The organism is Yoonia sp. (assembly GCF_030731595.1).
Taxonomy (GTDB): Bacteria; Pseudomonadota; Alphaproteobacteria; order Rhodobacterales; family Rhodobacteraceae; genus Yoonia.
On the sequence record NZ_JANQTS010000125.1, the window covers coordinates 1 to 9,993 of the forward strand.

At 57.8% G+C, this 9,993-nt stretch carries 9 protein-coding genes and 1 tRNA gene; 5 read left to right on the top strand and 5 right to left on the bottom strand.

Annotated elements, in window-relative coordinates:
- Positions 1–6: 6 nt before the first annotated feature.
- From NWQ23_RS14465 to NWQ23_RS14475, 3 genes are all read left to right on the top strand, one after another.
- A tRNA-Val gene (locus NWQ23_RS14465) sits at positions 7–81 on the top strand.
- Between the two features lie 75 nt (positions 82–156).
- The gene (gene ykgO / locus NWQ23_RS14470) at positions 157–282 is read left to right on the top strand and encodes a type B 50S ribosomal protein L36 (RefSeq protein WP_010141322.1); all 126 of its coding nucleotides are present in this window, start codon (positions 157–159) and stop codon (positions 280–282) included.
- Between the two features lie 185 nt (positions 283–467).
- Positions 468–1,664 (top strand): PPC domain-containing protein, encoded by a 1,197-nt coding sequence (locus NWQ23_RS14475; RefSeq protein ID WP_306167093.1) that lies wholly within the window; start codon positions 468–470, stop codon positions 1,662–1,664.
- Between the two features lie 74 nt (positions 1,665–1,738).
- On the opposite strand, the gene NWQ23_RS14480 is transcribed toward NWQ23_RS14475, so the two are convergent.
- The 5 genes from NWQ23_RS14480 to NWQ23_RS14500 all read right to left on the bottom strand — a co-directional run bounded on the left by NWQ23_RS14480 (position 1,739) and on the right by NWQ23_RS14500 (position 7,904).
- Positions 1,739–3,232, bottom strand: coding sequence for a peptidoglycan-binding protein (locus NWQ23_RS14480; RefSeq protein ID WP_306167094.1), 1,494 nt, complete (start codon positions 3,230–3,232; stop codon positions 1,739–1,741).
- Between the two features lie 123 nt (positions 3,233–3,355).
- Positions 3,356–6,124 carry a formate dehydrogenase subunit alpha gene (fdhF, locus tag NWQ23_RS14485; protein ID WP_306167095.1) on the bottom strand — a complete coding sequence of 923 codons (2,769 nt, stop codon included), beginning with the start codon at positions 6,122–6,124 and terminating at the stop codon, positions 3,356–3,358.
- A gap of 134 nt (positions 6,125–6,258) precedes the next feature.
- Positions 6,259–7,098 (bottom strand): PA2778 family cysteine peptidase, encoded by an 840-nt coding sequence (locus NWQ23_RS14490; protein ID WP_306167096.1) that lies wholly within the window; start codon positions 7,096–7,098, stop codon positions 6,259–6,261.
- Positions 7,086–7,487 carry a PA2779 family protein gene (locus NWQ23_RS14495; protein WP_306167097.1) on the bottom strand — a complete coding sequence of 134 codons (402 nt, stop codon included), beginning with the start codon at positions 7,485–7,487 and terminating at the stop codon, positions 7,086–7,088. Before NWQ23_RS14495 ends, NWQ23_RS14490 begins: the two co-directional genes overlap by 13 nt.
- A gap of 129 nt (positions 7,488–7,616) precedes the next feature.
- Positions 7,617–7,904, bottom strand: a complete 288-nt coding sequence (locus NWQ23_RS14500; protein WP_306167098.1) for a YggT family protein — start codon at positions 7,902–7,904, stop codon at positions 7,617–7,619.
- Positions 7,905–8,042: 138 nt separating this feature from the next.
- Between NWQ23_RS14500 and NWQ23_RS14505 the strand changes: the two genes are divergently transcribed.
- Together NWQ23_RS14505 and NWQ23_RS14510 are read left to right on the top strand one after the other, a co-directional pair.
- Positions 8,043–8,585: an acyl-CoA thioesterase gene (locus tag NWQ23_RS14505; RefSeq protein WP_306167099.1), complete on the top strand. Its 543-nt coding sequence runs from the start codon at positions 8,043–8,045 to the stop codon at positions 8,583–8,585.
- Between the two features lie 69 nt (positions 8,586–8,654).
- The coding region (locus NWQ23_RS14510) for an MFS transporter (RefSeq protein WP_306167100.1) at positions 8,655–9,993 on the top strand (1,339 nt) is incomplete at its 3' end.

The window sequence follows — 9,993 nt, forward strand, 5'->3', positions numbered from 1 at the left end:
AGACATGGATGATTAGCTCAGCGGTAGAGCACTTCGTTGACATCGAAGGGGTCACTGGTTCGATCCCAGTATCGTCCACCATGAATTCGCCGGGCTTAGGCCTGTAACTGTAACCCAAGGCGCAATCCGCGCGCCGCGACATGAAGGAAACGACCCATGAAGGTACGTAACTCCCTCCGCTCGCTCAAGCAGCGCCATCGCGATTGCCGCGTCGTGCGCCGTAAGGGCCGCGTCTATGTGATCAACAAGACGCAACGCCGGTTCAAGGCCCGTCAGGGCTAAGACCTGCGAAAGCAGCACAATGAAAAGGTCGCGATCCCGAAAGGGCGCGGCCTTTTTTCGTTTATGGTGGGCCTCGCAAAGGGTCAGGTTTCCCTCACTTTGCCTGATGAGGGCTAGCCAACCTCAACTCTGTCGCGCTACCTTGCCCAAAAATGAACCTATGCAATGACAAAGGACACTGCCCCATGCCTTCAACCAAGTGTAAATCAAGCGCAGTTGCTGCCCTTTTGCTAAGTGCAGCCACGCCTGCTCTGGCCCAAAGCGATATATGTGGCGGCTTTGGAAACGGTGGTGTCTGGATTGGCGGAGATGAAGCATCTTCGGATATCACAACTGCGGACAGCTATCGCGAACAGATGGCGCTGGTTTTGGGCGGGAATGACTATGTGTCGCTTTTCACGCTGACCGCGCCAACGGACATACGGGTCGAAGCCGAAGGGCGTGGGTCAGGTGACCCGATTATTGATCTGCTCGACGGCTCTGGCGGGATCATCTTGTCGGACGACGACTCTGGCGGCAATGCCGCATCACGGGCCGAAACCACGCTTGAGGCGGGCACTTATTGCATGTCCATGCGTAGCTATGATGGTGGGCCGATGACCGCCTTTGTGCGGATCGGTCGGCAAGAGCAGGAAGCCTTGACCGACGGCGTCAGCACCGGCGGCGGAAGTCCTGAAGGTGGCTGCGAAACGGCGACGCCTTTCGGCAATTTGGGATCAAGCCAGTCTGCATCCGTGAACGAGACACCATATTGGAGTTTCACACTGGATGCGCCGACCTCGGTCACCATCACGGCCGAGAACGAATCTGCTGATCCTGTTCTCACCCTCTATGGACCCGGCGAGGCCTATCTTGCCGAGAACGACGACTTCGATGGATTGAACTCCCGTATCGACATGACCGAACCGCTTGATCCCGGCACCTACTGTCTCGCGGTGACTGCACTTAGCGATGACAGCGCGCCGATTACGGTCAGCATTGGCGAATACGACGCAGAGGAAGTGCTGCTATCCCTTTATGCACGAGGGGAAGCCGCCCCGCCTTTGGATGGTTCAATCCCAGTCACTGATTTGGGCGTCCTGCAATCACGCCTGCGTCAGGATGTTCAGGGATCCGAAGATGTGACCTGGTTCAGCCTCGACTTTAACGATCCGGGTCTTCTGGTCGTCGAGGCCATCGCAAATGGCAACAGCGATCCTTGGTTGGTTATCTATGACGATCTGGGTCGCCAGATTGGACAGAATGACGACTATGGCGACGGTCTTGATAGCCTTGTAATGGCCCGTGTACAGGCCGGCACCTATATCATCGGCGTGCGGCAGTTCGATGGCGGTCAGGGATTCATCCGGCTGCTGGCAGAGCGTTACATTCGCGCCGAGTAAGGGCGCGCCATTCACAGAACAAAGGCCTCTCTTGCGAAAAGAGAGGCCTTTTTCATATCAGCAGTTGGCCCCGGTCAGCGCCCGAATGTGTCGGCCAGCAGCCGCGCCAATGTCGGCTGATCCAGATACCCCGTAGCAGGCAACCCACCTTGAGTTTGATAGCGGCCAATCGCACCGCGCGTGTCGCGGTCGAACCGCCCGTCCACCTCTCCGGGGTTGTATCCAAGTTGGGCCAGACGGCTTTCGATCAGGCGGCGCAGAACGGGGTTGATGTTGAGCGCGCGCTCTGCCTGTTGCGCCGCGTCGTTGTCCGTCACGGTCTCCTGAATGGGTTCTTGGGCAGCACCAAGCTTTGCCTTTGCCTCTTGCGCAAAGATCCCGTTGGGATAGCGGTTCAGATAGGCTCGGTACCCAGCTTCATTGCCGCGCGCGCCTGTTTCTTCCCAAAAGTCGCGATCAAGACGCAGCGCTGCTTCGCGCGCGCGTTCTTCTTCAGCTTCAATCTCGGCAGCCCGCAGGCTGGCCTGACCATCAATGCGGTTGATCTGTGCCGTTGTGAGATAGGAGGTTTGCGCAAAACCATTGATCTGTTGCCAGTTGCGGATTGCACCCCGTGTGCCAGGGCCAAAGATGCCATCCACACCGCGTGTGTTGAAGTCCAGAAGCGTCAGGTTCCGCTGGATCGCGCGGCGTTCATTTCGGGTCAGGTTCAGCCCGCTTTCCTCGATTTCGGCCAATCGGATCGGGTCGCTTTCGATTTGATCGAGCCTGCGGCGGGCTTCAGTCGCATAAGGGCTGCCAGGATTGTCGAACAGGAAGTTGCGATAGCTGTCGGCGGTATTGGCTTCTTGCGCATCGTTCCAGGCCCGCAGGCTCGGCTCTACCACAGCTGTTGACGGGATCGGCAGTCGGCTGGTCGGCACAGGCTGCATTACAAGGCTTTGCGGCTGATAGCCCAGCGCACTCAACCGCCGTGTGTCGCGGACAAAGCCCATAACATCGCCACCCGGCACAGTGAGTGCGTCCAGCATCACACCGTCCGTCATGCTCGGCTCTCCATAAAGCACCGTGACGCCCTGCGGCACATCCAGATCACCAATTCCTTCACGCAGATAAGCGCCATAGGGTCCGTCCGCGCCTTGATCGAAACCAAGGATCAGCACGGACTGGCCCGGCGCTTGCGCCATGACGTTCAGGATCGTCTCGATCGAAATCGCATCACCCAACCCAAAGGGTGAAGGACGGTTTGCATCTTGCGCAAGGAACCAACTGCGCGTGCCATCGGTGACAAAGCGCCCCGCCAGTCCCATCACAAGACGCTCTGCATCGGTCGCATCTGTTGCAAAACGTTCCAAGAGGCGGTTCATGTCGCTCGCGGACCCGTTGGCAAGAGTGCTGACATCATATCCGGCGGCGCGCAAAGCCTCTGCTGCGTTCAGAACATCGGTTGCATTGCTGACGCGGCGCAAATCGTCATACCGTTCGACGCCCATCAAAAGGGCCGCATCATCAGCCATCACTGGCACTGCAAAGGCGCAAAGCCCTGCGATCATCATCAATCTGCGCATCACGCAACTCCTTATTCATCCACGACAAGACACCGAAAACGGCGCTTGTTGCTGTGTGAAGGTAGGCTGCGCGCCCGCTGCTATTCAATATCGCTGGTTAAACCCGAGACATATGAGCGGAATTCACTCCGCGGCGACCTGTGTCTCGGCCTTTTCCACGCGCACAGCGGCGAATTTGAATTCAGGGATTTTGCCATAAGGATCGACCGCTGGATTGGTCAGCACGTTTGCGGCTGCCTCGACATAGGCAAAGGGCACAAAGACCATGTCGGGCGCAACCGCTCTGTCCTCGCGCGCCATAATGGTGATGCTGCCGCGACGTGTGGAAAGCGTAACCATGCCGCCCGGTTCAACCCCCAGCTTGCGCAGGGTGGAAGGGTGGAGCGAACAGTTCGCTTCCGGCTCGACCGCGTCCAAGACCTTCGACCGCCGCGTCATCGACCCCGTGTGCCAGTGTTCCAGTTGCCGCCCCGTTGTCATGATCATCGGATATTCCGCATCCGGTGCCTCATCGGGCGCGATCACGCTCGCTGGCGTGAACTTGGCCCGCCCGTTTTCGCGCGGGAACCCATCGCCGAACACAATCGGCTGGCCGGGGTCCGTGGGTGAAAGCGACGGGTAAGTGACCGCATTCTGCGCCTCGAGCCGCTCCCATGTGATGTTGTTGAACGACTTCATCAGCCGCGCCATTTCCGCAAACACGTCCTTGGGGTGCTGGTAGTCCCATGAGAGGCCCAACCGCTTGGCGAGTTCCACAGTGATCCACCAATCCTCTTTCGCATCGCCGGGGGGCGGTACCGCAGGGCGGCCCATCTGGACCTGACGGTTGGTATTGGTCACCGTCCCGGTTTTTTCGGCAAAGGCCGAAGCAGGCAGGATCACATCAGCAAAATTCGCGGTTTCGGTGATAAAGATATCCTGCACAACCAGATGCTTGAGCTTGGCCAGCGCATCGCGGGCATGTTCCACATCGGGGTCGGACATGGCGGGATTTTCGCCCAAGATATACATGCCATGGATATGGCCCTCATGGACCGCATCCAGAATTTCGGTCACGGTCAGGCCCTTGTTGGGATTGATTGTGCCTTCTTGCCAGATGTCCTGAAAGGCCGTGCGCACGCCCTGATCGCCAACAGGCTGGTAATCGGGCAGGAACATCGGGATCAGACCGGCATCAGATGCGCCCTGTACGTTGTTTTGCCCCCGTAACGGGTGCAGCCCCGCGCCGGGCCGCCCAACTTGACCTGTCATCAGAGCAAGGCTGATCAGGCAGCGGGAATTATCGGTGCCGTGGATATGCTGTGACACGCCCATGCCCCAGAAAATCATCGCAGCCTTGGCCCCTGCAAAGGTGCGGGCGACATCGCGCAATGTCTCGGCCGGGATACCGCAGATCGCCTGCATTTTCTCTGGGGTGAAATCCGCAAGATGCGCTTTCTCGGCTTCCCAGTTTTCGGTGTAGGCTTCAATGTACTGCTGGTCGTAAAGCTTTTCTTCCACAATCGTATGCATGATCGCGTTCAGCATCGACACATCCGCACCGGGCCGGAATTGCAGCATATGCGACGCAAACCGCTTGAGCGCCTGACCGCGCGGATCCATCACGATCAGCTTGCCTCCACGTTTGGTGAATTGCTTGAAATAGGTCGCCGCAACGGGGTGGTTTTCGATCGGATTTGCCCCGATCACAATCGCCACATCGGCGTTCTCGATCTGGTTGAAGGTCGCGGTTACGGCACCTGATCCGACGTTCTCCATAAGCGCAGCAACAGATGACGCATGGCACAGTCGCGTACAGTGATCGACGTTGTTGTGGCCGAACCCTTGGCGGATCAGCTTTTGAAACAGATAGGCTTCCTCATTGGTGCATTTGGCCGAGCCAAAGCCAGCGACACCTGTGCCGCCGATGTCCTTGAGACCATTGGCGGCAGCATCAAGCGCCTCTTCCCAAGACGCCTCGCGAAAGTGCGTTTGCCAATTGCCGGGATCGACGTTCAGCCCCTTCGCAGGGGCATCGGCACGACGGATCAGAGGTTTCGTCAGGCGATGTTCGTGGTGGATATAGTCAAAGCCAAAGCGGCCCTTGACGCAAAGCCGCCCCTCGTTCGCGGGGCCATTGATGCCCTCGACGAATTTGACCTTGTTGTCTTTTATCTTGAGGCTGACCTGACAGCCGACACCACAGAAGGGGCAAACGGATTCGACTTCTTTGTCGTAGTCCTTGGTGTCGCCCATCTGGTTTTCGTCGGTCACGGTCGCAGGCAGCAAGGCCCCCGTTGGACAGGCCTGCACACATTCGCCGCAAGCGACGCAAGAGGACGCGCCCATCGGGTCATCCATATCGAACACCGGATAGGCGTTACCGCCCCGCCCTGCCATGCCGATCACATCGTTGACCTGCACTTCGCGACAGGCGCGGACGCAAAGCCCGCACTGGATACAGGCATCAAGGTTCACCGACATCGCCACATGGCTATCATCCAGCAAGGGGATGTGATCGGGATCGGCACTGGGAAAACGGCTTGCGCTCACGTCTTGCTTTGCAGCCATATCCCAAAGGTGGCTGGATTTATCGTGGGCCACGTCCTGAGCGGGCTGATCCGCGACCAGCAATTCCATCACCATACGGCGCGCCTGTTTTTCACGGGGCTGATCGGTGGTGACAACCATCCCTTCGATGGGTTCGCGGATACAGCTTGCGGCCAACGTACGCTCGCCCGCGATGGCGACCATACAGGCGCGGCAATTTCCGTCCGACCGGTATCCGGGGGCCGGTTTGTGGCACAGATGCGGGATTACCAGACCACGTCCGTTGGCGACTTCCCAGATCGTCTCGCCGGGGGCGGCTGTGACCGGCTGGCCATCAAGCGTAAAGGAAATGCGGTCTGACATCAGGATTCTCCGACTGGGTTGCCCAGACTAGAGCATTTGCCGTGTTTTCCTGAAAGGCCATCCGCGACCGCGAGCGACGCATTTGCGCCATCGGAAATTTCCGATGGGTCACAGCGGTTTCGGTTTGGCTGTATCTAGCCCGCAAGCTCGGCTTCAACAAAGGCAAGATTGGCCCGAACTTCGGGAATTGTCGGATCAACGGCCCGCGCGCGACGCAAAGCCTGCCGCGCGCCCTGCAAATCGCCCAGCGCATAGCGGGCATTTCCAAGTCCGAATTGCCACAGCCAGTTGTCCGGCCATTCTTCCGCTCCCGTTTCATAAAGCGTGGCAGCCGCCTGAAACTGCTCTACCCGCTCTAGAGCCGCGGCCGCTGAAAGAATATCCGTCTGGGCAACACTGACAGGCAATTGATCGGGCGGCAGCACAACCAGCCCCCAAAAATCACCGCGTCGCCATGTCCGCTCGAACACCGCAAACGGCATGACCATCTGTTCGAGTTGCCCAGAGTTCAGATAGACCTCATCACGGGCAAAATCATAGCCGGTGACAACGCCGTAGTGCCAAAGTGGTGCTATCCCAAGCCCGAGGTTCTGGAAAACGATCACCGGGTGGCCCGCTGCTACCTCGGCCAGCAACTGGTCAAAAGTAGAGACTTCGACCGCGAGCTGGCCAAGCCTGCGGCTGCTGCCGATCATATCCGCAAGATAGGTGCCGCCCGCTCCGGGGCTGAACGCCAAAGCGGCGACATCCTGTTGGCTGACATCCGCCCCCGCCCATTGCATCACCATCGCGATCGACGTGGGTCCGCAAAAGAAATCCTCTTGCTGGATCAATGGAACCCCCGCGATCTGCGCGCGCGTCGGCACATCAACCGAAAGGCGCTGGTCGGGATCGAATGGGGCAGCACAAGCCGCCAGCCAGCAAAGCGCCAGCAGGCAGGCAAGCCGACGCGAAAGGCGCGTTAGCGCACGCAACGTGTAAAGTTAAAGAACCGTGTGAAGCACAGCAGATCCGTGACAAGAAGGATCACGAAGATCGTGAAAAGCGTCCCGATGACATCGGCACCTGCATTATCGCGTTCCATCTGGGTCAGGATCGTTCCGATCTCGGCATCGGACAAGGCGGCAAGGCGGGCTTCGGCCTCGAGGGGATCAACGCCAAGGGCGACGATCTCGGCGCGGATATCTTCGCGCTGCATTTCGTCCAGCAGCGCATCGCGGTTTGCCAGCGCTGTGTATTTGCCGATGGCGGCTTCGGTGCCCAGCATTTCGGCCTGTGCCATTGTCACAGCCTGCGTCGCGAAAAGCAGTTGCGCTGACAAGACCACAGCCACGCCTTTTTTGCTCAGAGTTAGAATTCCCATATGCGTGATCCCTTTATGTTGCGGCTATCATTGCAGCCGACAATGCCCCATTGAGCTTCAGTTTCGAAGAATTCTTTGGCAGGTGCAACCTATTGCTTTTGATCACACCGGAAACTGGCAAAATCTTGATTAGGCAAAGGCCATCATATTGTTGATCAGGAAAATGCGCAAAATCTCGATGCCGACCAGAACCACGATGGGTGACAGATCAATACCGCCCATATTCGGCAAAACGCTGCGCACGCGGCTATAGATCGGATCAAGAATACGCTCGAGGCTGTACCAGACCTGCCCGACAAACTCCTGACGGATATTGAGCACCTCGAAACGGATCAGCCAACTCATGATAAAGTGGGCAATGACAAAGAACCGGACCACGCCGAGGATCAGCAGGATGGCTTGGATAATGGTGAGCATAAAGAAAGCGCCTTTTGTTTGGTTTGCCCTGAACTAAGCCTTCCTCGCCTGTCCGACAAGTCCGTGGTTGCCGCGAGGTCAAAGTTGACGTCAACGTCAAGCGGTCCCATTTGCTGCATATTGCAAAGGACGATCCAAATGTACCCGATCATTCGCGTCATCAAAGAATATCTGACAAGTCGCAGATTGCCCGATCTCGCGCCACTGGGGACGCATGTGTCGCATCATCGCTGCTGGCCGCAAGATATTGATCAGTACCTTGAGATGAACAACGGACGTATTCTCACGATCCTTGACATCGGTCGCACCGGGCTCGCACAGCGCGTCGGTTTGCTGGATGCATTGCGCAAGAACAACTGGGGCCTGACCATGGCAGGCAATTCAATCCGGTATCGCAAGCGCATCCGTCCCTTTGTCAAATTCCGTGTGAACAGTCAGGCCGTCGGGTGGGATGCACGGTTCTTTTATCTGGAACATACGCTCTGGATCGGCAGCGAATGTGCGGTGCAGGCGCTGTTTCGGGCGGCTGTCACGGATCGAAACGGGATCGTCCCGCCAGAGCGCGTCTTTGAAGCTGTCGGTTTTACCGCGCCTTCACCTGAAATGCCTGCATGGGTCCAAGCGTGGATCAATGCCGACAACACAAGGCCATGGCCGCCTGTTGATCAGGCAGCGATTTAGCAAAGCTTTGCTTGCTACTCACAACTTTATCGGTGTTCTATCTGCTCAGGGAAAACCAAGGGCAGACAAATGGCAGTCAGTAAGAAACGCATCTGGGGGTGGATGGCCTTTGATTGGGCCTCGCAGCCGTTTTACACGCTTGGTCTGACCTTCATTTTCGGCCCCTATTTCGCCGTTGTCGCAACCGAGTATTTCATGGGTGCCGGCCTGACAGAGGTCGCCGCGGATGCGCGCGCGCAATCAGTCTGGTCTGCCGGGCAATCCATCGCCGGTCTGTTGATCGCGTTCAGCGCTCCGTTTCTGGGCGCATTCGCCGACAATTCAGGTCGCAAGATGCCGTGGATCCTGTTCTTTTCGGTCGTCTATGTCGTGACCACCTTCATGCTCTGGGGGCTGACACCGGACGGCGGGTCGCTGATCTTGATGCTTGTCATGTTCTACGTCGGTTTCTTTGCAGCAGAAAGCGCGCTGAATTTCGTCAATGCGATCCTTCCATCACTTGGAAACGAAGCAGAGGTCGGGCGCATTTCCGGCTCTGGTGCGGCGTTCGGGTATTGGGGCGGAGTGACGTCGCTTTTCATCATGTTGCTGCTTTTTGCCGAGAATGATCAAGGTGTGACCTTGCTGGGAAATGCGCCGCTCTTTGGTCTTGATCCAGAGATGCGCGAAGGCACCCGCTCGGTGGGACCGTTTATCGCGATCTGGTATGTGATCTTTATCATCCCGTTTTTCATGTTTGTCCGCGACGACCCGAAAGCCGAACGCAAATCGACCAAACTCGGTGCGGTTTGGGGGGAATTGATGGAAACGCTGCGCTCTGTCTTTCATCGCAAAAGCCTGCTGAATTTCCTTGTAGGTTCCATGTTTTATCGCGACGCGCTGAACGCGCTTTATGCCTTTGGTGGCGTTTATGCAGCGCTGGTGCTGGACTGGCAGACCATCCAGATCGGGGTATTCGGCATTATCGCCGCCATCGCGGCCGCCATCACCACATGGTTGTCCGGCTTGGCCGACCAGCGCTATGGCCCGAAACCCGTGATCCGCGCCAGCGTCTGGGTCTTGATCGGGGTGTCTGTGATCATCGTAGGCATGTCGCGCGAAGCCCTGTTCGGCATCCCCTTGGCCGAAGGATCGGGCCTGCCTGACATCATTTTCTACATCTGCGGCGTTTGCATCGGTGGTGCGGGCGGCGCGGTCTATGCCTCTTCGCGGTCGATGATGGTGCGGCATACGCATCCTGACCGTCCAGCCGAAGCTTTTGGTCTCTTCGCGCTGACAGGCAAGGCCACCGCGTTTCTGGCCCCTGCGCTGATCACGATCTTCACGCTGGCAACAGGTAACAATCAATTGGGCTTCCTGCCTGTAATCTTCCTTTTCCTCATCGGGCTTTTCTTGCTACGCTGGGTCA

Bases quoted from the DNA above. Each gene is read 5' to 3' on its own strand.
- NWQ23_RS14500 (WP_306167098.1), bottom strand. From the start codon at position 7,904: ATGCTCACCATTATCCAAGCCATCCTGCTGATCCTCGGCGTGGTCCGG.
- NWQ23_RS14495 (WP_306167097.1), bottom strand. From the start codon at position 7,487: ATGGGAATTCTAACTCTGAGCAAAAAAGGCGTGGCTGTGGTCTTGTCA.
- NWQ23_RS14480 (WP_306167094.1), bottom strand. From the start codon at position 3,232: ATGCGCAGATTGATGATGATCGCAGGGCTTTGCGCCTTTGCAGTGCCA.
- ykgO (WP_010141322.1), top strand. From the start codon at position 157: ATGAAGGTACGTAACTCCCTCCGCTCGCTCAAGCAGCGCCATCGCGAT.
- NWQ23_RS14505 (WP_306167099.1), top strand. From the start codon at position 8,043: ATGTACCCGATCATTCGCGTCATCAAAGAATATCTGACAAGTCGCAGA.
- NWQ23_RS14475 (WP_306167093.1), top strand. From the start codon at position 468: ATGCCTTCAACCAAGTGTAAATCAAGCGCAGTTGCTGCCCTTTTGCTA.
- fdhF (WP_306167095.1), bottom strand. From the start codon at position 6,124: ATGTCAGACCGCATTTCCTTTACGCTTGATGGCCAGCCGGTCACAGCC.